Here is a 22,788-nt window from a genome sequence, read left to right as displayed (position 1 = left end):
AATAAGAAGAGGGCTAAAAAGCAAGTTAGATCACGTTTTTTCTGTCTATAAAAGCAGCAAGTGGAGGGTTTGGCTAAATTTGCATAAGAAGTGTTTTTTATTTGTGCTTCTAACTTAGCAATTACATCAGGCAGTTGACGTCTCAAAATAAGGAGGTAAGTGTGAGGCGTTATCACCGATCAAGTGCGTTAACACTAAATTTTGGGATAAACAAATGAAAAAATGATTTATTGTCATTGATTTTACAAACGCATTACCTATGGTATATTTCGCCCGAGATGGAACCGTCTTCACATTATAGGAAAGGTATGAGGAATAGAAGTGCATTTGTTTACAGTTCGATGATTATTGGATTCCTTATTTTTTTTCTTTCTGCATCCTATATTTACAACGCCTATAAAACGGATCGCCTCCGAGTTATTGATCTATTGCATTTTAATGCGAGTTTTGTCGATCTTTGGTTAACGAAGTCTTTTTATGATTCATCTATTGTTTTAGATGATATGGCAGAAGACCTTTCAGCTAATGGCATTCATTCTCCGGATCATGACGAGCAAGATTATGCGCGTGAGATTGATTACCTTCGAGAAAAAGAAGATGCATTACCTAATGCGACATTAGCCTTTATTATTGATAAAAATTGCATTTTAACTCACAGTAAAACTCTGAGTAATATTGATGTCTCTCATCGTGAATATTGCCGAGTTTTTAAAAGTAAAAAAGAAGAAACAACGCTCGTTACGTTACCTTTTGTTGATTTAGCTGGGAGGAATGTTGTTGTTCAAGGGATTAATATACTTAATGAGAATAATGAATTTGCTGGAATGGTAGGAATATCTACAAATCTACGCTTCTTTAATTCGACAATTAGTCAATTAGCCTTACCTTCTTCAACTGGGATTGCCATTTTAAGTTCTAACCTGAAATTATTATCTTTTGTACCAAAAGGAAAGGAGCGAATAGGAAAAAGGATTAACGTAGCCAAAATAAGGCCTGAAATATTTGAAGAACTCTATAAAAATGGAGAGGTGGTTTTTAATTCAGATATATATAATGATGGCATGATGGATACGATTTATGCTCGTAAAATTAAAGACCTTCCTTTTATTATCGTGGTCACAAAACAGCAAGACTATTTACAAACCATGGTATCGGTTTCACTCATCAGTATAGTGGCCTGTTTCTTTATTATTGTTGGGCTTTTGGTTTTTAATTTATATTATGTTAAGCGCACGAAAGAACAAAAAGAAAAATATTCAGAGCTGGCTTATAACGATTATTTAACGGGAATCAATAACCGCCGTTCTTTTGAGTTAAAAGCATCACAAGTTCTTGCTACCTATCGCCGTAAGACAATCCCTTTTTCTATTATTATGTGTGATATAGACAACTTTAAAGAATATAACGATAAATATGGACATGAAGTAGGGGATATAATGCTCACAGCTTTTTCCGAAGCGTGTTTAAAAAACTTACGTGACTCTGATATTTTAGGTCGTTTTGGTGGTGATGAATTTGTGATTTTAATCCCTGACCAAAATAGCGAACAAGCCTTGTTAGTTGCAACAAAATTACAAAACGTTATTCGTAATATTTCTGTTTTAGCTGACCACGAAAGCTTAACAATGACTTGCAGTATGGGGGTTAGTACTATTTCTGATCCTAAGATGACCGTTCAGGAATTACTCAATATTGCTGATGGCAGCCTGTATGATGCAAAAAAATCAGGACGTAATTGTGTAAAATGCAGCATTTGATGCTATTGATAATCATTTGTATTAGTGGGTTTTATTCGTTACTCTATTAACTCTTTTGTGATTACTAGATAACATTTAATTTTTATGCAAAATAATGATGCCTTTGAGCTACTTTTTTCATTATCTAAACAAGTTACACCATACTTATCTGGGCATTTATCGAGCACGATGCTATCGAGTGATATTTCAAAGCAACTCAATATCTCTTGTGATAACAGTAAAGCGATTAATATGCTTTATGAACGCATATCGCAACACTCTCCAGAAGCAGGGAATGCCTATTGGTTAACTCGTACATGGGATTTACTCTGCTGGCAGCCTATTTATGTTAGTTTTATTGCTGTTTATCGATTGAATGCGCTTCCTGATATTCAAAATATGAGTCAATCTATTCAGTCTGATTTTATTGCAGGATTTACCTTTCATAATTCAACATTGGTCGTTGGTTCGCCTGAAGAAACGATCCCTCTTGCTGCTTTACAGCTAAGAACGATGTTTGATTCATATAGAGATGAAATCTCTTGTTGGACGCGTATTCGCCCCGGTTTTACGAATCATTTGGTTGCTGATGGTTTGTTAAATTGCATCATTAAACTTCAATCTTTTCAGCCGACATTATCGAATGAGTATCTAATAGCGCAAGCTCAATTGTGGTTGGAGGCTTTTGAATTGCCGAATAAGCACCTCTCAAGTTTACAGGTTGATCTTATCTCAAATAAATTGAAACTGGTGCGTACCAGTTGCTGTTTAGTTTATAAATGTGAGGGACGAAAATTATGCCTCGATTGCCCACGTCATTCAGATAATAAGCGTTAATAGAATGCTTGAATTTATAAACCCAAGACACCCTTTATTTAATTGTTGATTATAAAATGCAAAAGAAAATTGTTGCAGGGAACGGCTCTTCTGCTGATGCGGTTCCTGGGGGCGAAACTAATTATTCTATAGGCTTATTTAATATAGGCACTATCTATAAGCTTATTTCTGATTCACAAGTGTGGGCAAATTTCTCGCAAGGGGGCGACCTTGCTGATCCTGCGAATTTTATGGGCAAGGAAGTTATTCATCGGTTGATGCCAATGGACATTATGCGCTTCAAGACAGCATCAATGTATCTGGTTCAAAAATGTCAGGGATTAAAACCAACAGTTATGAGTTACCCGTGGGTAGTTTAGGGTTTGGTATTCAAAACTTGTTTAATAAAGACTACACGACGTCATGGGGGCAACGAGCTAAAATTCTATGCGAGCCATTACGATGCAGCCGCTTATGATTACAAAGGCCGTGGACGAACCTATACGCTTAATTACCAAGTTAACTATTAATGTCTATGATTTATTTAAGGTGTAATGATATTGCATTTATTTTTTTGTAATACATAATCGAACATTTTTTTGATATTCGGTTTCTTATAGTACTGGTCTAAAGAAAATAAAAGAGGTTATAACTAAAATACTGAGTCTGATATTCCTGTTCTTAAAATACCAGCCCTAACAATTGGTGTTATTTCCTTGGTTGATTCATCAGTTAACTTTGTGGTTCGGTCTTGGTGTAAGCAACAGAATACTTGGATGTGTATTTTGGTACGCTTCAAGTGATTAAAGAAGGCTTGGACAAAGAAGGTATTCAGATCTCACTCTCATAAATGGATGTAAATTTAAATAAGGATTAATATTTATAATATGAAATGCTACCTTTAGGTGGCATTTATCTCTTTTAGAAATCAATATTAAAGTAACATCCCCATAGTGCTAGTACCAATCAGGTATTTTATTATCAACTTCGTGCTAGTGAAACAATTTGTAATGAGTATTAACCATTCTGTTCATTTATTTGAGTAATTCATTCATCATTGCGCATTGTTTTGTGAATGCGTGCATATGTGGTTTTGTGTTATTGCGCCAAAGCATAATGTTGTTTAGATTAAGTGATAGAGACTCATATAGCGGATATTATTAGGTATACTTAATAAGATTTTGTATCAATAGAAAGAAAAAATGAACAATAAAGACAAACGAAAACCTTTAATTATGTATTTTTTAACTAAAAAGCATGAAGAATATGGATATACATCCTTAGAAACATTAGCGAGTTGGAATAGTAAACTATCTAGAAAGAAAGAAGGTAAATTTACTTGTAAAAAGATAAGTTTTTTAATAAAAAATAATTTCTAGTTTCTTGGGTTTTAACTTAAAGATACTATTTCTCTGTTATCCTATTTGCTTAATGTGTTGGTATGTTATGTTTTTTTTATTTTTTGAATTTATTGTTAATTCTATTATATTGTGTACTGCTGTTTTCTTGATTTACTATATTCAAACTAGACCATCATTTATTTATAACCTTAGTCACCGATACCTAAAAACTGGCAGTATCGGATTGTTATTGTTTGGAATTGTTTTTTTTAAATTAAAAAATCCTAGTTATTATTTATATGGTATAGTTATTTGTTTTATAATAATTCATTACTGTTATGGATTTCACGTAGTTTCTTTGCGTACTCGAACTGTTATAATTACTCCATCACTGTATGATAAGAAGAAAGTGATGGTTCATCTTTCAGTATTTTCCAAATCACTAGATAAAGAGATATATAAGGATTTATTAGTTGTGCTTGATGAATTAAAAGAAGCAGGGGTTACTATTGTAGTATTGATTTTTCCTTTATTCATTAGACACAAAAAATTAAGAAGTACGTTGTTTTTTCAATATAAATTAGAGAGGGAAAATATCATCTTGGAAAGTGATACTATCTCTTGTCACAAAAAACCATGGTTATTTTTTTTACTCATGTTTAAAAAATACATATTGAAAACACCAAATCTTAAATTAGTGCCATTAACTAATTGGTATCAATACACGTTGTTTTTACCACATAATAATATTAGTAATAATTATTGCTAATATATCTTTTATTTTATCGTTCTGCGCTTACTATGGCCAATGATTTAAAAAATGATTATAGATATAAATCACTCGTCCTAGAAATTGCTTAAAGTATCTGGTCAGTTAGGTGATGCTTCTGAAAAATTTGATGCTTCATCTAAGTCGCAAATGATACAACGAGAGAATATAGTTAAGGTGAATGATCTAGCAAAAGATACTGTAGATGATGTTCAGGATAATGCATGTATAGTGGAAGAGTTAAATACGATGGCGCTGTATTTAAGAAAATCGTTGAGAATATTTAAAATATAAGCGATTATTATATTCATAATTACTCTAATAATAGATAAAAGTAATATTAATTAATTTGTTTTTGTAATTAAATGGCAATGTTGTTGTGATTATATAACAAAATGGCATTTTAGATTAATGGGTAGTGACATATTATTATTCATAGCGTAAATTATAGTTTTAAACTTGTGATTATTATTTTAATAGTTTTATTTTATAGATTAAGTTTTTATTTTTCGTAGAGTAAATGGGTTTTATCGTTACTCAAGTCGCTGTGGTTGTGGTTATTAATTTTGGTCTGACGGTATTATTGATATTCTATACGTAAATATTAAGTATGAAAATAGAATGGAAATCTGTGTTAATTTTCATTCATAACTAACGCGTTAATGACTATATATTTAAATACTCTAATTCCTTTTTGTATTAAAAGAGTGTGGCTTGTTATTTTTTAAGTGTTGTTTTCTTGAAATTAGTGCGATAGATACAAATTAAATAATGAACACTTTACTAAAGGTGTCGCTATGACTGTAGGTTTGACTGGTTCAATGGAACGACTTTTATCGATTGCATTAGAGCAATCAGAGATTAAGTCCCAATTGGCCTCTATGCAAAAAAAAATAGTGGAAGCAATTGATGTAGGGGATTTTGAAGAAGGGAATCTATTACTCCTTAGTTACGATGAGTTATTGAGAAATTATGATCGGTGCGGACAATTATTACAGAAGAATAAAATTAATTTGTAGGAATGCTATATGTTAACTCGTTATTTATTAATTATTTTGTTTACAGGTAGTGCATTACCACCGGCATCAGTTTTTGCTGCTCAAAATGGTGATTTTGTTCCTTTTTGGTATGCGGGCATTAGTGTTGCACATAATGTTGATGAAGAAACGAAAGGTGATAGTTATTCACATAATGGCTTGAACGCTATTATTGATGGATTGCATCTTGGATATCAATTTAATTCTTATGTAATGACTGAATTTGAATTTCAATATTTAGGGGATATAGCGACCAATCAAGGTAGGGATGATTTTCGACAAGGTGTTGTTAGTGTCAAATTAGGGTATCCAATAACTGATGAATTTACGCCTTACATAAAAGCAGGTGGCGCGGGGTGGTCTGAAAATGAAGGGTATAATTATGGGTTTTCTGGGATCCTAGGAGGAGGGTTGTTATATCACGCTCTGGAGAACATTGTGTTCAATGTGGAATACCAATACACAGATGATATTAATTATACAGATCATCAACGAATTTCACTTGGAATAAGTTGGCGTTTCGGGTATGAAAATCCGCGTATTGTAACGGTTGAAAAAATCGTCGAAGTTGAAAAAGTTGTTAAGGTTAGAGAGGAACCACTGCTTGAACACATTGTTTTGACTGACGTTCAGGGTGCACAGTTTAATAATGATTCAAGTGAGCTTAGTAACGTTAACGGCTTACTTTCTGTAGTCGAATTACTGACTGCAAACCCTAGCGTGAATATTGTCATTTCAGGGCATACCGATAACGTTGGTCGTAGCTCTTACAATCAATGGTTGTCAGAGCAACGCGCAGAAAGTGTCGCGATGTACCTAACGTATCGAGGTATTGACGCGCATAGGATTAGAACGGTTGGTTATGGTGAGTTAGCGCCTGTAGCAACTAACGAAACGGCAGAAGGCCGTGCGTTGAATCGTCGAGTGGTTATCGGGTTTGAGTAAATAGCAGGGGGTCGCCTCAGTGTTTGAGGCGGCATCATTGTTAAGTGTTTATTACGGTAAATGTTTAACAATGATGCAATAGACTCGTTATTTTTGGGCCGATTTGACTCATTAATCTATTCAATTTTGAATTATATTTTAACTTTAGGATTTATATTATGAAAAAAACATTATTAGCAGTAGTAGTATTGGCTTCTTTCGGCATGATATCAACAGCAATGGCTGCTGAGACAGCGACGAACACTTTCCAGTGGTCTGGTAGTGTTCCTGTTGTTTCTGATGCTGCTGGATTTGAAATCGTACAAGTTGGTGCGGTTGATTTTAACTCAGGTTCAATGAAATTTGCTAACAAAGCGGGTGTTGTTACGCTTGAATCATCAAATGAAATTGCCTTCAATGTTCTTGAAAAAGCAGCTCCAGGTGCTCGCGCTGCTGGTGATCAAGCTGCTTACACCATGACGTTAGAAAGTCTTAAACTTGGTGATAACGAGCAAGATCCAACTGCTCTAGAGTTAAAAATTGTAGCTGATGGCGTTGACTTAGTTCGTGATGAGGCATCAACATCAGTTTCTAAATCTACACGTCTAAAGGTTGCTGCAGCTAAAGCTGATAAAACAGTTGTTGCCACTCCTGGTGCAATGGCTGTTGTTCAAGCAATCATCAAGATTTCTCCAACAGTAATTTAATTCTGTAGTCTGAATTAATAAGCTGATTATAGCCCGCCTCTCATATTCTATGGTGGCGGGTTTTCTTTATGGAGTCATTCTTTATGTCGTGTTTTATAAATACATTGTGCTGTAGGGTTTGTTTTTATTGGGTATTATTGATTAGTTCCTCCGTATTTTCATCAGAATTGCAACCGTTGGAGTTCACTCCTCAGGTAACGGTTCATCAAGGCTCGTCTGGAGGTGGAGGATTAGAGATAACGGCGAAAAAGACAGAATTTGTTGCCTTATACTCTTCATTGCTCAACACATTTAAACCATTAGCTATCCCTTTTACTGTGCGGACGTTGGATGGAAATAATCATAATTACACCATTAAATTGCAAGACTCACAGCATTACTGTCAAGTAAAAGGCGATGAGGCTAAGTCTTTATCTGGTGTTGGTATTTCGCTGGACGGTACGCTATTACCAAGCGGCTCTGGGTCGGTCGGTTTTCCAGTCCTTAATAAAAAAGAAAGTAAGCACAACATGCGCGTAGAGTTTCCTCTTATCGAAGTCGTGGGTAATGAAAAAAGTTGCTATGGCACCTTAATATTAATTGCAGAGATAGATAGCTGATGAAAAGTTCAATGCGTGCAGTTGCCTTTATTGGCTTGTGTTATACCGGATTTGGTTGGGCAAATAATAACTACCCATTGGAATTCGCTGATTTCTTCGAAGAGCGATTAGAAACCATTGAAGTCGTTGTTGCTGGTGAGACCCGCAGTCAAACTATCGATGGTTTAGTAAGTTATGAGACGTTTCGATTGCGTGATGAATCACGCAATGTTGAGGTATTGACCTCGTATTTAAAATCTCTACGCTTAACAGACGCCGCCGTCGAAGAAATCACAAAACAACTCCTCAACGGAGTGTCCGCAAACCCTGGATGTGAAGGGGCTTTATCTAAATGTATTCCCCAACGTGCTCCGAATGCGGCAGAGTTTGTATTTGATTTTGATACCCAACAACTCAAAGTGTTTGTGGGTGGAGACATGTTGAGTCGACAGGCTGATGACGCTGAATATTACTCTTCTGCTCGCGTTGATAATGCACTAATTAACTGGTCTGACTTGTATTTCTATGTAGATGGGAATGGTAACGACAGTCTGACATGGACAAATAACGTTACATTAGGGTTACCGTTAGGGTTTTTATCCGTTGAAACGCAATATCAACACAATGAACGCCATTTAGAATTATATCAAGCGTTGTATGATGTTGAAATTGAGAGCACTCGCGCCATTATTGGTTATCAAAGTCGAAATGCGGTTGCGTTTAACTCCACGGATTTCTTAAATTACAGTGCGAACTACGCTGGTTTAGGATTATCGATAGGCAGTAGTCAAAATTTATTAAAAGGGCAGGCTCAAGCGCAAAAACGAATTTATTTCTTTGCACCGCAAGCGGCTCAATTAGAAGTGTACCAAGGCGAGCGTTTATTGTTAAACCGAGTGGTATCTCAAGGCCAGCAATCTATTGGCTACGATGAATTACCATCAGGGGTGTATACATTAACGTTAGTTCTAAAGCAGGGTGAGCAAGAGTTATTGCGAGAATTACGCCCTATTGTAAATACATCACAATTTGCTTTGCCAGTGAACAGTTTCGATTACCGAGTGGATGCCGGGGTGTTTGAAGAATGGGATAGCAATGATGACGCTTCTCGTTTGCGTGGTGCTCCTTCTGGTGACCGTGGTTACGGTAGGGCTTCTCTCTCATACCGCCCAGTAGAAACCTGGTTATTGGCAGCGGGAGTCACTAGTAATGTGGATGATACCTTCATGCAGACTGGGGGATATTGGGTGTATGGAGACAGTCTTAGTGCGCAATATAATCTAGGTGTTTTTGCTTCTGGCTCTCAATCGCATTATGGACAGGTATCTGTTGGTCCTTTCTCTTCTTCAATTCGAAATGTGAACATGACAGACGAGCCAAGTTCGTTGACCCAATACCTCTATGGTGAAGAGTCGTCTACGGATTGGAGTTTGGGGTTGTCTGGTTCGGTGCTAGGCGGAACAGGGTACGCAAGTTACTTTAATTATAAAACGCCAGACTTTCAAAGTGACAATGTCTCCATGTCTTGGACAAGAGATGCGCTTGGGGGGTTGTTTAGCGCCAGTACCACTTACAGTATAGATGATGAGCAGCGAGATTCGTGGTCAACAACATTGGCGTGGACGTATTCGTTTGGGGATAACGTATCGGCTCGAACCGGATTGTATCTCGACAAGGAAGGTGTGGCTTATAACCAAAACAGCGTGACATACCAACGTAGTGGGGATTATGGCTATGCGTCGTCAACCGTAGGCGTTAAGCGTGGTCGAGAATCCAATGCGGAATGGTCAGCTAACCTGAGTGGTCAACAAGATAAATTTGGTTACAGCGCTTATACGTACATGAGTACAGATGGAGAGCAATCACTGTCTGGTAGCTTATCTGGCAGTCAAATGCTCTCGCTACAAGGGGGGGCGATGACGCATCAGAACGGACGTACTTTTGTTGAGATTGCCCCTAAATCTAGTGAGCCAGAGTCGAGCTCTGTTGATGTGACTTATGATGTATTAAATGATGGCGAGTACTTGTATCGCGACAGTGCGTCTCTTGAAGAAGCCAAAGTCGTGCGTTTGAATGCATACACAGATGTCGCATTTAAACTTAATGCGGACGTGGATAACGTCGATATTGAGGGAGGTGATTATCATAACTTTGTGGTTCCGGGGACATTTTACCAATTGAACAGTACAGTTATTCCGTTGATGAGTCAGGTGTTTTTGCTTAATGACATGTTCGGAGAGCCAATTCCTTCGGTTCGTTGTTTGGGTGACAGCTGTAAAAGCGTAGAAACCTTGTCGGATGACGGTGTGTTTCGTGTGAATTTCAGAAAAAATGAACCGTTTAAATTGATATCAGCTAAGCGATTGTGTGTGTATAACCCTGAATTAATGGGCGAGACGTACGTACAGGCTTATTGTTTGCCAGGACTTGATGAAGTGGATGGCAATGTGGTTTGGGAAGATAAGATGGATTTAATCGACCAATCAGACACAGAGAGAGCCTTGTTATATATCGGGAAGTATGAATCTACAAATGAGGCATCTCATATTTTGAAAAGATTACAAGAGGTAGGGTTAGCACCTAAGTCTATTGAAGTGGGTGATAACATGTATGTTTATGTTCGTTATTTAAAACAATACAGCATAGCACAGCGTGATGTTCTTGAGAGCCTTGACGCTTACGTTGTCCTTGATTCGATTAACGCCAATCAATTATTTAGTGTGAGATAACTTTACTATGAAAAAATTACAATACGGTTTATTACTGGCCGCTCTTTCACCTCAATTGAGTTACGCCTCTATTGGTATTAATTCGATGGTTGAGTTTGCTGAAAAAGGGCAAGGTTTATTTACCATCTCTAATGTGGCGGATTACCGTCAATTTCTTAGTGTTGCGGTTTCTTCGATTTCAGTTGTCGATGGAGAATTAGTTAAAACGCCTTATACGCGAGAAAATATCGATTCATGGAGTTTAACGGTGCGTCCAGCGCGTACGGTTATTGATCCAAAGCTAAAGAAAGATTTTAAACTGCGTTATGAGGCTAAAGCGTCTGAATCAGCTGAGCGTGACAAAATGTATCAATTGACGTTTGTGCCTACGCCTTATTTTGCTAAAGGAGAGCCTGAGACTCACGTTATGCAAATAGCGATTGGTTTCGCGCCTATTTTTGTTGTACCGGCAGAAAAAGACCAACCGTTAGATTATGACGTGACATACAAAGGCGAAAGCATCCAGTTAGTTAATAATGGGAACAGTTACCTTCGTGCGATTTTTGATGCCTGCCCAGAGTCCGCTAAGGGGGATGCACGTAAAGCGTGTTCAAAAGTTGTGTATGGGCTATCGGGCCGTAATTTGACAATCCCATTGCCTCCAGAGATGCAATCTGCTTCGCAAATAAAGGCGGAGTTCTCGACGCATAATTTGACGTACAAAGCGAAATTAACACTGGAAAAGAATCAAAAAATTAAGGGATAGGTGATGAGAATTATTTGTTTTACCTGGGTGTTGGTCTGGTCGGCAATGCCGGCCATGGCTGCTAGCATTGAGGGACGTATAAAAGGTGAGCGTTTTGAGTGGATGTCCGCTCAAAATTCCACCGGGATCGACTTGACGTCATCCGTTTGGGATTTGCCGTTACATTTACCAACTGCAGAGCATGTTGTACCTGGTGGTGCTATTGCAGCAAATCGGAATATTGAATTAAAACAAATGGATGGTTCTGGAAATGCGTCATTACGTTTGCAAATGATGGGGGTGAGATACCGATTAGCAAATCATAATGCCTCTAATCCTTATGACGGGGGAGATGCTTATGCAACGACAACCGACATAGGCGGTGATGTTTTCGTTTTAGGTGATGGGGTTGGAAATAAAGTATATACGCTGAGTAAAACCTCAAACCCTTTTACTCATTATAAACCAGTATTCAGGATTAATAATAAGAATTGGATGGATGGTATGAAAGGGCAGCCTTCAGGTACCTACCGTGGTGTGCTGAACTACGCTATCCCATATAACTATTATAGGAATGGCATCATTATTCGTAACACCATGCAAGCGTCTCTTGTAGTGACGTTAGAATACGCGCCAGCCATGTTAACGAGCGTTCGTTTTGTCACTAAAAATGATGATATTAATCCTCGATATCATGGATTTCCTGAGCGAATGGTGGGAGGTCGAACTGAATATCAAATTGAAGCTACAGGCGTTTTCCCTAATGGGGTTTTGATGGGATTAAAACCGCTGACCGGTCGTGCGAGTCAATATCAACTGGACTCATTAAGCACGGAAGATGATTCATTTATTACCTACAGCGCCAGCTGTGATGTAGGCTGCAATGGCTACCAAAAAATCATCACGGATGGTCGTGCGGAGATAGACATGGTTAACAAATTAACCATTAAGTCACAACATGGAACCACCGCTATAGCGCTTATCTCGGTCGTGCTGACAAATACAGAGTTAGATACATTGATTAATGATACTTACCGCGGCTCCTTTGTGCTGATGTTTTCGGCGGGGTTGTAAAGACTTAGTGATTAAGTCATGTCATTGAATTTTTGATAAAAATAACCGTTATTTAGACTTAGACGCACTTTATATTGAGTGATTGTTCATTTGTATGGAATTATAATTATGTACAGAAAAGTAATGAAACAGACTGGTCTTGCTATCAGCATGGCACTCATGCTTTCGGCGTGTGGCGGTGAAGGGGATGACGCATCATCAGAGGTTAAACCAACGCCATCGAGCGCCATTACGGCGTTGAATGGACTGGCGACGGCCAAGGTTAATACCCCAACGTCGTTAGATTTGACGCCTTATGTCATCGGTAATGGCTCGTTGGTCAATATGTTTAGTGGTGATCCACGATGTGAGTCGTCAATAGGACATGGATTTGGTGTCAATGTCGTCGTAGGACGAGCAGGTCGTTGTGATTATACTTATACGGTCTCTAATGAAGAAGGGCTGCAAAGTTCGGCACAAATGGTGGTTGTTACCTCTAGTATCCCTAACCCTGTACTGACGCCTGTTTCTGTCGCTGTTATTTTAGGACAAACTAATGTTGCCATTAATTTAAAGACTTTATTAGGGGAGGCTATTCCTGACGGTTTTTCGCTGACAACTGATTTTGTCATACAATCTGCCTCTGGCTCAACGAATGGCGAAGTCAATAAAACGGGCGCGCTAGAGCTAATGTATACCGCTCCTGATGCATTAGGGTGGAACTATATTGCGTATACCTTAACGAATGCGAGTAGCGAGACGTTAATTGGACACATTTTTGTCTCAATTTCAGATGAGATTAATGAGCCGCCACTAATAGAGCCAGAAAAAGGATTTACCTATCCACATTCTGTGGTTATCAATACGCCTTTAATGTTGGACTTAGAAAATACGGAAGGGTTGGCTATCTCGGATGACTCAGGTAGCTGGCAATTATCGGATGTAAAAGCCATTGGCGCAACGGTTAACGCCAACGACGCAAACGATATAAATAATAAAAAATTTACGTTCACGGCCAGCACGGTTGGGCGATATGATGTGGCCTACATCGTGTCCGACCATACTGGTGGCAGTACGTTGGGTGTCATTCGTTTTCACGTTGATTCGGTTCCGACTATACCAAGCAATTGGACAGATATCACAGTAAATAAGGCATTTTATACGGCGCCTTTAACACGAGATAAAGCCGTGGATGCTGGCTTTACGAGTGGCTCATCAGAGAAGGAGTTGATTAATGGGAACTATTTTGATGTAGCGAGATGGAGTGTTACCGACGCACAAAAATATTGTGTTTCGATAGGGGGGAAACTGCCGAATAAAAGCGAGTTGGATACGTTACGCGGAAGTGGTTCATCTGAACTGAATAAGTGGCCTAAAGCAATACCGTATTTTACGTATGACCATGCGACTGATGCAAGCGGGCTATATGGCCTTAGCGATGGAAGTTCTTCGATGTTCATTCCAGGTTATCAAGCTTATCTGACGTGTATTGATAAAGGATTGGCGAATTTGACATTAACGCCAGCTTACGACAATGATGGCGTTAATACTACGACAGACAGTGTTATTGCAGGAAAACCGTTAGTGGTAGAAGCTAAATTAACGTTGCGCAGAGACCCAACGGTTGGGGTGTCAGGTATCACGATTGCACCGTCTTTAGACAGTGTTGTAAATCCTACTGGTTATTATTTTGATTTAAAGACGTCTAGTAAATTGTCATTATCGGCAAAGACCGTCCTTAATGACGTTACAGTAGGAAATTGCGCGAAGAAATGCGTAGATGAAACGTCGTTTTCGTGTCAAGCGGCAACGTATGACAGGTTAGAAAAAGAGTGTGGATTATACGATGAAAGCCCAAATGGGAGTCAAATTGTTTCTGGTTTGTCACATGAATCGCTGTATGTTCGTAATAATCTTATAAAGGGTGTTGAAACCATCATTTGTCCGAGTGCAACTGATGATAAAGGGCTGACAAGCTGTACATACACGAACACCACCGCGGGTGACTTTAGTGTTCTTGCTACGGCAGAGCTAGGGGCTGAAGTGGGAGAGGATGCCAAAGCGACAGCGAGTGTGAAGGTCACTCCAGATATGGCGCAATTAGAATGGACAGCGCCAGACAATGTGTTTGTTGGTCTCGGTACGGATACGTTGATACCGGTCAAGAAAGCCGATGTATACGGCAATGTGGTCCCAGGTATAAATGCGGAGATAATAAACAGCAACCCACCTACAGCGAATTGGACGTTAGGTCGCGCGAAAGCGGGCACGCCGAATATTTCCGCTCCGACAGACGGGGATATTGTATTGAATACGCAAGTAGACATAGACGCTAGTGCAACGTTACAATTATCCAGTATAACGCATGCTCTGAAGGAAAAGTCGGTGCATTTGCTCTCTGGTATGACGTGTCCTATTAACGAGGAAGGGGTTTCTACGAACAAGGGAGCATGCGTACAAGCGGTCGAGTTATTTAGCAATGATAAAAGAGGGGCGATGCTCACTGGCCAGCTTAGCGTGGAAGCGCTTGAGGAAATTAAAAGACGAGGGATAAGCATACCGACAGGGCTAAACAAATACGTATCCGACATCGGAGGAACGCAAATAGTAATTGCATCTATACACTCGTATACGATGGGTTTTGAGGTATGCAGTATGTACAATGATTTAAAAATAGCCGGAAGGACTAACTGGGCGCCGTCGGATGATACTATACCGAATAATACAGACTTCACAGAAGCCGCGATAAAATCGTTGAAGACGGAGGACGGCAGAATCAGGGGCGTTTTATGGAGTAAGGGACAAGGGGCGTTTGTGCATACTTCCTGGTTGGCCTTTGTCGAAGGTGAGGATCAAACGGGGACGGGTTATGGGGCAGTATACGAACAAACCCATCGTGCCAACGCCGGAGGGGCGTATAGTCGGGATAAGGATACCATTACGATTCACTGCGAATCGGGTCCTATTTAGTCAGTTTCGGTCACGCACACACAGTTTTGGATTTAATGTATTACGATGGTGTATCTCATCTGATGTCGGAGAGCGACAGCACAGGTGAAGATAGAGTTGAGATTTCAACGAAAAAATCCAAGCTGTCAATGCTGTAGTTCACGAACGTACCGAAGATCTGGATAGATAGAGTTCTTCGAGTGTGCGTCGAAACAGGGGTAGGTCTCGTCGACCCAAGATCAAAATAGCGAAGACTGCGCTCAATCAGCCGTAAAGGCTGATTTTGGGTTCTGTCATGTGACAGAACCCTTTAATTGATATTTATGAGCTAATAGATTGATCTATGTTGTAATATCAGGATTTACGTGGGCATGCTTGGTTGTGACCAAAATAGATAGCTAATCAGTGTCGAAATTGCGTAGTAGATAATTCCAAAAAGGACGATTTAAGAAAAACTTAATATATAGTCATAATCAAAATGGTACAATATGGTTATATAGCCTAGGTGAATGCCTTAGTGCTAGGATCTATGAAGATACTTTATATTGTTTTTATCTATAAAAAATCAGTATAATATCAATAAATGTTTATTTCGATGATAATACATTCTGATTCTGTAGAAATTAAAAATTCTGTAGCGAGGTTTGTATAATGAGATTAATTTATTAAGTATCTCTAATATAAAATATAAAATATATTAATAATTACATTTGTAAGTTGTCATTCTGTTGCAAAAAAGTAACTTAATGCTACATGCATGTTTTTTATATATAAAGGTACATTTATTGTGTTTTTATGTTGATATGAGTGTCAGTAATTTGAAAATAACAACTAATAAGATATCTGATTGGGAAGAATTTATTTATTCTGAACATAAATTACCATTAATTGTTAAAGAATATCAAGAATATCATTTTTTTAGTGATATGATTATTGTTCCTGTAATATTTAGTGATGATATATCTTTTGCTGAATCACAAAGTGTAAAACAAATGATACAATCACGGGTAACAAGTGAATTTAAAGACTCTTTTCTTATTGCTCATTCAATGAAATCTTTTTCTTATGAGAATAATGTGATGCAACAAAGTATGAAAAGTGGTTCTTTTGTTCTTGATTTATCTAATTCCTTTTCGGGGGAATTTTTAGTGGATTGTCACACTAAGTCTTTTTCTATTCCTTTTGATTTACTGCCAGGTAGAATTGTTGATCAATTGAAAATTAAGAAATTAGAACATCATCCATTATACTATACGATTGAATCCTTGTTAAGGAGTATGAGCGCTTCAGATGAACTACATAATATTAGTCATAAAGTAGCGGCAATAGTTAACCTCTTATCTATTGATGATTTTCTAGAAAAGAAAAACTTTATTCATGATATAGAAATATACCTAAGAAAGAAAATGATAAATGGAGAAAAAATAAATTTAGATATAGTAGCAAGAGATTTTTGTATGTCCAGGCGTAAGATACAATATGTATTTTCTGAAAATAGTACTAATTATATAAAAGTAATAAATAAAATTAGAATGGAATTAATTAAATATAAAAAACAATAATCAGATTATTATATTGTTGAGCAACTGTTCCTTATCGTCTCTTTCATTGATGAGGAATAGAAAACATGAGGTTTTTTTGTATGAAATTAAAAATCTTACTGTGGAATAACATTTGTTCGCAAAAATCTCATTAGCAAATGTTGGTGTTAGTTTTTCTTGGAAGAGTCTATCGATAAAACTACAATATTCAAGATTAGCAATAATTAAAGGATCTGAATGTTGCATGATAAATTCTTTATATTTTAAATGACTTATATTTGAAAAAAACTCTGTGCTTTTTGTATTCCTTAGCATTATTTCTCTAGTTTCTAAATTTACAACTAAAGCCGCATCTGAGTAATTGATAACAAAATTAGTTATTGGGCAGTTATCGCGTGAAACATAATACATAAGTAATTTCCTTTATTGAATTTATAGATTGTAGTATGAATTTAATTATAGCATATATATCTCTTTATATCATTAAAATAAGAGGTGCATATATCTAGAATATGTTTATAAGGTGAGGTTTTTAATATACTTACCTAAATCCTATCTCACTGCCAAGTAACCATAAAGAGTAATATAAAATAAAGTCCCACATGCTTGGCATTGACACTTTTTGCAATTAGATTTAACTATCCTTTCCCATAATGTTCTTTTATAACGACATACAGGTGTTACTTTATTGCAGAACTGGCATTTATATTCAAAAACCACTCAACGAACTCCTTTTATATGCCAATTTATGTTAACGACCTAATATATACATTCATGCTAAATTTAAAATAATCCCCTCAATAATTAATTAGTATCCTTTGCGTATAATATTTACGATAAGAGTATTATCTATATCAGACGAGATAAGTATTTCTGTATTGCATTGGTGTCATACCTTTCATTATTTTGAATGTTTTTGATGCATAACTTGCAGAGTTAAAACCACTTTCATAGCACAGTGTGATTATAGAAGAGTTTCTTTTTAATAATAATTGTTTAGCAAGATGATTAACTCTATACTCAGTAATTAATTTAGAATAAGATGTTTTTTTCTCGGATAAACAATTGTGCAATTTTCTTTTTGAACAATAAGAAAGAGTGGCAGCTTTATCTAAAGAAAAAAAAGCATCTATAAAATTATCTTCGATAATTTTATTTATCCGATAATATAAAGATATTTCGTTTGTATTTTTAGGTTTGTTTTCTATTACGTGTGGTAATAAATAGATAATGGATAAAATTTTATTGTGTATTTTCTCATCATCTTCGCAGAAAATCATTTCTCTAATAATAGACTGAATAGAGTCAGAGTAAATAAACTGGTGTCCTTTAATTATTGTATTTACTGTTTTATCATCATAAAAATGGTAAGGAATAAAAATACAGCTTACAGAACCGCTGGTTGTATATGTGAACGGTTGCATACTATCGAATACAGTAATGCCACCATGTTCCAGTGAGTCATTATAATGTCCATTATTCCAGTTTATTTTATTTGTTGAATAAAATAAACACAAAAAATTAGGTTTGTTAAAATCTATTCTTTGAGGGTGAGAGACTTGAGTATGAATAGTTATAACATCAGTTTCTTGAGTTACCTTTAATATGACAGAATAACCATTTTCTTTTTTAGCGTTCACATAATAACCATTGTATGACTTAAAAATAGTGTCAAAGTTTTTACTATTTAATTCAGAAGTCATAGGTAATAGCTGAGCCATAAAAATATCCTTGTAATTAAATATCTATAATTAGAATTATGTGGTTGTAAGTTATTTTTAGATGTATTCATCAAGAGGTCATTAAAATATTTTATACAAATGGTGAGTGTTATACAATGGAGTGGCGGTGTTTGTGCGCAAATCATAATAATAAAAGCACAAAGATTAATGGAATAAATAAATTATTTTTGATGTGAGTTTATGTTATCAATCAAATTAATATAAAAGAAATTAATTTACATCACAATAAACAGAGTGTTGAATTTTTATAAATATAAAACTAGTTTAGTTATCTTTGTTTGGTTATTAGTAATGTGGCATTCAAAAGAGCGGATAGTAAGTGAAAGGTGTTTTATAATTTAACTTATAGGGTAAATTAATTATAAATTTAGCAACCAAACGATAAGGATAATGGTAAGACCAAGTAAGTTAACAACTATCATGATGGACATCATTTACAATCCTACTATAAGAGATTTTTTTTAATTAAAGCAACTTCAATTTTTATACCATTTACCAATTTTAAAAAGGTAATGTTATTCTTTGATAGAATATATTGCATTTTCCTTCGTGATACAAAGAAATGAGCAGAAAGACCGTCTAGTGTTACTTTTTCTCGATTGAATATTTGTTTGAAAATTATTGATTTTATTTTGAAAAATAAATTTTTTTCATCTGAAAAATAATTTACATTTATAATGTAAAAGATTGCCTTTACTTTACATTCAACCTCACTGTGATTTTCACTATTTATATCAATACTTGAAAAAAGATAGTTTAAAGAAACCCCCATAGGATGATTTGATAAATCACATATTTTTGTTAAATAGGTTGCTATCTGTGCATCAAAGGTATCTGTTTTTATTGCGATTGTTTTTATAGTGTCATATCGTTTATCAATTAAATTAAAGATTATTATATCATTTTCAAGGGAATAAACATCAGGTGTAATTGTCTGCTTTAAGGCTAAAATTGATGATTGACTATATACAATGCATTTATTTTCGACATTAATCATTATTGATTTATTAGTGTAACCATCTAAAGTATGGCTTAAAAAGCTAAAGTTACTAACAGATATGTAAATAGTCATGCTGTGATGTATTAAAGCGAGAGTTAAAAATAATATAGATACTCTATACAATAGTGATATGTTTAACAATAAAGGAAAAGAAACTGTGCGTAAAACGGTAATTTTATGCGTACTGATGAACGAAATGTTTAAATTAATGAGGTAATCTTGTTTTTTTATTAATAACTGCCTAGTGTGTCCATACATTTATAATAAAGTTAGGTATGATTGAAAAATAAACATTTATTTAGTAAGACGCAGATATATTTAGATAATTATTAATTAGACAAGGAAGGAAAATAATGACATATGACACGTTAATAACAATTGGGGTACTGGTATTTCTTGTACTCGTGTTGATTGCTCTTGGTGTAAAAACGGTTCCTCAAGGCCATAATTGGACAGTCGAACGATTTGGTCGATATACCCAAACGTTACAGCCGGGTTTAAATATAATTATTCCATTTATTGATGGCATTGGTCAGAAAATAAATATGATGGAGCAAGTGCTGGATATTCCTGCACAAGAAGTTATTTCAAAAGATAACGCGAATGTCACGATTGATGCGGTGTGTTTTGTTCAAGTGGTTGATGCAGCAAAAGCCGCGTATGAAGTAAGTGATCTTCAACATGCCATTCGTAATTTAACGCTAACCAATATGCGTACAGTGTTAGGGTCTATGGAACTGGATGAAATGTTAAGCCAACGTGACATGATTAACGTGAAGCTTTTAGCTATTGTTGATGCCGCAACCAATCCATGGGGCGTAAAAATCACACGTATTGAGATTAAAGATGTGCAACCACCAGCAGATCTAACGGCAGCGATGAATGCACAAATGAAGGCTGAGCGTCATAAACGTGCCGATGTACTAGAAGCTGAAGGTAAACGTCAGGCTGAAATACTAAAAGCAGAAGGTCATAAACAAGGTGAGATCTTAAAAGCAGAAGGTGACAAACAAGCGGCAATTCTTCAAGCGGAAGCTCGTGAACGTGCGGCAGAAGCTGAAGCAAATGCAACAAGAATGGTATCAGAAGCAATTTCTCAAGGTGATATGCAAGCGGTGAATTACTTTATTGCGCAAGGCTACACAGAAGCACTAAAATCTATAGGACAGGCTGAAAATAGCAAAATTATTATGCTGCCTCTAGAAGCGACAGGTTTAATGGGTTCAGTTGCTGGTATTGCTGAAATGTTTAAAGTTGACAAAGAGGGTTCTAAATAGGAGTTCATTATGGAATTTTTTGAACAAATGAATCACTGGCATTGGTTAACGCTGGGTTTGTTATTACTTGCTGGTGAGTTATTAGGAACGGCAGGCTATTTTTTGTGGATAGGTTTATCCGCCGTCGCAGTGGGTGTGTTGTATGCCGTGATCCCACTTAGTTGGCAGTTGCAATGGGTCAGTTTTGCGGTTTTTTCTTTATTTACAACCTGGTTGTGGTGGAGATATCAACATAAAAAAGACGAGGTCTCTGATTCTAAACGCGCATTAAACCAAAAAGATAAACAATTAATCGGACAAACGTCTCGTTTGGAAGAGGATGTTATCGCGGGTTCATGTCGAATTGTACTGGGCGATAGCACTTGGTCAGCAAAAAGTGTGCAAGATATTCCAAAGGGTACGCTCGTTCATGTTGTTTCTGTTGATGGCATTGTTTTGACTATTGAGCCAGTCAACACATAAATTAATACCGCTATAAACTCAAATGAGTAATTGATTATCGTAATTTGGTAATTGTTACTCATTTTTTATTCAACTTTTTTGAACTGCTGCCGATACGGATATAAGGATTAAAGGGGTCTCTAAAAAAGTAATACTCATGGAACGAGTTATTAAAATCATTTAAAGGTATTAGTACATGAGTTATAAAAACTTAGCAGTAAGAAAAAAAATTGCCGTTGTCTTTTCTGGCATTGGTTTAGTGATGATTGCATTTGGTTTTTTTCTATTGCAAGAATTAAACAAAGTAGAAGCTGAGGTGATTAACTTTACCGATTCGACTGTACCAAGTGTTTTGTCTGTTGAAGGTATTTATTTCGACATGAACGCCTATCGTCGAAATCAATATGCGGCTTTAACCTATCAAGAAAAAGATCTTCCTGGTTTATTGTCTATTTTGTCTTCACAAAAAAATGATATCAAAGTTGACCTTGCAAAGTACGAAGCGACAGTAGCAAGTGCTGATGAGCGTCGTGTATTTGACCGTGTTAATAATGGTTGGAAAGAATACTTACGTCTTTTAAATGGTTTCACTCAAAAAATCAGTGATGGTGAGAGATCTTTAGCTCAAGCTGAACTTCTGGATTCCTTCCGTCAATTTGAAGAAGTTGGTGCAGCAATGGATAAGTTAGTTAAAGCTAACTTAGGGTTTGTTGCTGACAATCGAACGTCAATTATGGCCAGTGTTAATAATGTAACAATGGCAACAAAAGTGTCGTTTAGTGCTTTAATTGCATTTATGATTTTTATTACTTTCTTCTTAGCTCGCCAAATTTGTCGCCCATTAAATTTAGTGGTCGAGCAATCTAAAGCGATTGCGGCTGGTGATTTAACCTTCCGTCTTCAGCGTGAAGAGATTGGTAATGATGAACTAGGTGAATTAGCTGACACCAATATTGAAATGCAAAATCAACTGCGTGAACTGATTGAAGATACAATTTCAGCCGTGACTCAACTTTCTGCAGCAGTAGAAGAGATGAGTGCGATTTCAGAGCAATCTGCGCGTGGTATGCAACAACAACAATCTGACATCACAACGGTAGCCGCTGCGATGGAAGAAATGAAAGCAACGGTAGCAGAAGTCGCAAATAATACAGAAACGGCGTCTACCTCAGCATTAGAAGCGTCTGAAGAAGCAAAACAAGGCAATCGTGACGTTCAATCGAACATTGACCAAATTCAAGTGGTCTCTCGTGATATCGAACAAGCAGGCGAGCTGGTTGAAGAATTAGAGCGTGAATCCAATAACATCAGTGTTGTGGTTGAAGTTATCCGTGGTATTGCTGATCAAACAAATTTATTAGCATTAAACGCAGCGATTGAAGCGGCGCGCGCTGGTGAGCAAGGCCGTGGTTTTGCCGTGGTTGC

General features: G+C 36.7%; 18 protein-coding genes and 1 pseudogene. 16 read left to right on the top strand and 3 right to left on the bottom strand.

Features of this window, described 5'->3' with window-relative positions; all coding sequences use genetic code 11:
- Window positions 1–308 precede the first annotated feature (308 nt).
- The 13 genes and pseudogenes from A6E06_RS09780 to A6E06_RS09715 all read left to right on the top strand — a co-directional run bounded on the left by A6E06_RS09780 (window position 309) and on the right by A6E06_RS09715 (window position 16,924).
- Complete coding sequence (locus A6E06_RS09780; protein WP_065592422.1) at window positions 309–1,757, top strand: diguanylate cyclase; 1,449 nt, start codon at window positions 309–311, stop codon at window positions 1,755–1,757.
- 84 nt (window positions 1,758–1,841) lie between these two features.
- Window positions 1,842–2,573, top strand: a complete 732-nt coding sequence (locus A6E06_RS09775) for a siderophore ferric iron reductase (RefSeq protein ID WP_065592423.1) — start codon at window positions 1,842–1,844, stop codon at window positions 2,571–2,573.
- 59 nt (window positions 2,574–2,632) lie between these two features.
- Window positions 2,633–3,082: pseudogene (locus A6E06_RS09770) on the top strand (TonB-dependent siderophore receptor); the annotation flags it as partial.
- A gap of 916 nt (window positions 3,083–3,998) precedes the next feature.
- Window positions 3,999–4,661, top strand: coding sequence for a hypothetical protein (locus tag A6E06_RS19780; RefSeq protein WP_065592425.1), 663 nt, complete (start codon window positions 3,999–4,001; stop codon window positions 4,659–4,661).
- A 797-nt stretch (window positions 4,662–5,458) separates the two neighbouring features.
- Window positions 5,459–5,680 carry a hypothetical protein gene (locus tag A6E06_RS09755; protein WP_065592427.1) on the top strand — a complete coding sequence of 74 codons (222 nt, stop codon included), beginning with the start codon at window positions 5,459–5,461 and terminating at the stop codon, window positions 5,678–5,680.
- A gap of 9 nt (window positions 5,681–5,689) precedes the next feature.
- Entirely contained in the window at window positions 5,690–6,643 is a 954-nt protein-coding gene (locus A6E06_RS09750; protein WP_065592428.1) for an OmpA family protein, read from the top strand.
- 158 nt (window positions 6,644–6,801) lie between these two features.
- Window positions 6,802–7,329, top strand: a complete 528-nt coding sequence (locus A6E06_RS09745; RefSeq protein WP_065592429.1) for a hypothetical protein — start codon at window positions 6,802–6,804, stop codon at window positions 7,327–7,329.
- A 137-nt stretch (window positions 7,330–7,466) separates the two neighbouring features.
- Window positions 7,467–7,928, top strand: coding sequence for a hypothetical protein (locus A6E06_RS09740; protein ID WP_141676934.1), 462 nt, complete (start codon window positions 7,467–7,469; stop codon window positions 7,926–7,928).
- Window positions 7,928–10,636 (top strand): TcfC E-set like domain-containing protein, encoded by a 2,709-nt coding sequence (locus A6E06_RS09735; protein ID WP_065592431.1) that lies wholly within the window; start codon window positions 7,928–7,930, stop codon window positions 10,634–10,636. Before A6E06_RS09740 ends, A6E06_RS09735 begins: the two co-directional genes overlap by 1 nt.
- Window positions 10,637–10,643: 7 nt before the next feature.
- Complete coding sequence (locus A6E06_RS09730; protein WP_065592432.1) at window positions 10,644–11,381, top strand: hypothetical protein; 738 nt, start codon at window positions 10,644–10,646, stop codon at window positions 11,379–11,381.
- A 54-nt stretch (window positions 11,382–11,435) separates the two neighbouring features.
- The gene (locus tag A6E06_RS09725) at window positions 11,436–12,434 is read left to right on the top strand and encodes a hypothetical protein (protein ID WP_141676933.1); all 999 of its coding nucleotides are present in this window, start codon (window positions 11,436–11,438) and stop codon (window positions 12,432–12,434) included.
- 159 nt (window positions 12,435–12,593) lie between these two features.
- Complete coding sequence (locus A6E06_RS09720) at window positions 12,594–15,383, top strand: PAN/Apple domain-containing protein (RefSeq protein WP_176713284.1); 2,790 nt, start codon at window positions 12,594–12,596, stop codon at window positions 15,381–15,383.
- A gap of 797 nt (window positions 15,384–16,180) precedes the next feature.
- A complete protein-coding gene (locus A6E06_RS09715; protein WP_141676932.1) occupies window positions 16,181–16,924 on the top strand; it encodes a hypothetical protein in 744 nt (247 codons plus the stop codon).
- Here A6E06_RS09715 and A6E06_RS09710 read toward each other — a convergent pair whose 3' ends face one another.
- The 3 genes from A6E06_RS09710 to A6E06_RS09700 form a co-directional block, all read right to left on the bottom strand.
- Window positions 16,925–17,314: a hypothetical protein gene (locus A6E06_RS09710; RefSeq protein WP_065592436.1), complete on the bottom strand. Its 390-nt coding sequence runs from the start codon at window positions 17,312–17,314 to the stop codon at window positions 16,925–16,927.
- Between the two features lie 443 nt (window positions 17,315–17,757).
- Window positions 17,758–18,624, bottom strand: coding sequence for an AraC family transcriptional regulator (locus A6E06_RS09705; protein WP_065592437.1), 867 nt, complete (start codon window positions 18,622–18,624; stop codon window positions 17,758–17,760).
- A gap of 466 nt (window positions 18,625–19,090) precedes the next feature.
- Window positions 19,091–19,717 (bottom strand): hypothetical protein, encoded by a 627-nt coding sequence (locus A6E06_RS09700; protein WP_141676931.1) that lies wholly within the window; start codon window positions 19,715–19,717, stop codon window positions 19,091–19,093.
- A 281-nt stretch (window positions 19,718–19,998) separates the two neighbouring features.
- Between A6E06_RS09700 and A6E06_RS09695 the strand changes: the two genes are divergently transcribed.
- The 3 genes from A6E06_RS09695 to A6E06_RS09685 form a co-directional block, all read left to right on the top strand.
- A complete protein-coding gene (locus A6E06_RS09695; RefSeq protein WP_065592439.1) occupies window positions 19,999–20,922 on the top strand; it encodes an SPFH domain-containing protein in 924 nt (307 codons plus the stop codon).
- A gap of 9 nt (window positions 20,923–20,931) precedes the next feature.
- The gene (locus A6E06_RS09690) at window positions 20,932–21,384 is read left to right on the top strand and encodes an NfeD family protein (protein ID WP_065592440.1); all 453 of its coding nucleotides are present in this window, start codon (window positions 20,932–20,934) and stop codon (window positions 21,382–21,384) included.
- 175 nt (window positions 21,385–21,559) lie between these two features.
- Window positions 21,560–22,788, top strand: a 1,229-nt coding sequence (locus A6E06_RS09685) for a methyl-accepting chemotaxis protein (RefSeq protein ID WP_065640694.1), incomplete at its 3' end; no start/stop codon positions are given.

It is taken from the genome of Aliivibrio sp. 1S175 (genome assembly GCF_001690985.1).
Lineage (GTDB): Bacteria > Pseudomonadota > Gammaproteobacteria > Enterobacterales > Vibrionaceae > Aliivibrio.
This window is presented reverse-complemented; position numbering and strand designations above follow the sequence as displayed.

Excerpts from the sequence above, each read along its gene's own strand:
- A6E06_RS09780 (WP_065592422.1), top strand. The coding sequence starts at position 309 with ATGAGGAATAGAAGTGCATTTGTTTACAGTTCGATGATTATTGGATTC.
- A6E06_RS09775 (WP_065592423.1), top strand. The coding sequence starts at position 1,842 with ATGCAAAATAATGATGCCTTTGAGCTACTTTTTTCATTATCTAAACAA.
- A6E06_RS19780 (WP_065592425.1), top strand. The coding sequence starts at position 3,999 with ATGTTTTTTTTATTTTTTGAATTTATTGTTAATTCTATTATATTGTGT.
- A6E06_RS09755 (WP_065592427.1), top strand. The coding sequence starts at position 5,459 with ATGACTGTAGGTTTGACTGGTTCAATGGAACGACTTTTATCGATTGCA.
- A6E06_RS09750 (WP_065592428.1), top strand. The coding sequence starts at position 5,690 with ATGTTAACTCGTTATTTATTAATTATTTTGTTTACAGGTAGTGCATTA.
- A6E06_RS09745 (WP_065592429.1), top strand. The coding sequence starts at position 6,802 with ATGAAAAAAACATTATTAGCAGTAGTAGTATTGGCTTCTTTCGGCATG.
- A6E06_RS09735 (WP_065592431.1), top strand. The coding sequence starts at position 7,928 with ATGAAAAGTTCAATGCGTGCAGTTGCCTTTATTGGCTTGTGTTATACC.
- A6E06_RS09730 (WP_065592432.1), top strand. The coding sequence starts at position 10,644 with ATGAAAAAATTACAATACGGTTTATTACTGGCCGCTCTTTCACCTCAA.
- A6E06_RS09725 (WP_141676933.1), top strand. The coding sequence starts at position 11,436 with ATGGCTGCTAGCATTGAGGGACGTATAAAAGGTGAGCGTTTTGAGTGG.
- A6E06_RS09720 (WP_176713284.1), top strand. The coding sequence starts at position 12,594 with ATGCTTTCGGCGTGTGGCGGTGAAGGGGATGACGCATCATCAGAGGTT.
- A6E06_RS09710 (WP_065592436.1), bottom strand. The coding sequence starts at position 17,314 with ATGTATTATGTTTCACGCGATAACTGCCCAATAACTAATTTTGTTATC.
- A6E06_RS09705 (WP_065592437.1), bottom strand. The coding sequence starts at position 18,624 with ATGGCTCAGCTATTACCTATGACTTCTGAATTAAATAGTAAAAACTTT.
- A6E06_RS09700 (WP_141676931.1), bottom strand. The coding sequence starts at position 19,717 with ATGACTATTTACATATCTGTTAGTAACTTTAGCTTTTTAAGCCATACT.
- A6E06_RS09695 (WP_065592439.1), top strand. The coding sequence starts at position 19,999 with ATGACATATGACACGTTAATAACAATTGGGGTACTGGTATTTCTTGTA.
- A6E06_RS09690 (WP_065592440.1), top strand. The coding sequence starts at position 20,932 with ATGGAATTTTTTGAACAAATGAATCACTGGCATTGGTTAACGCTGGGT.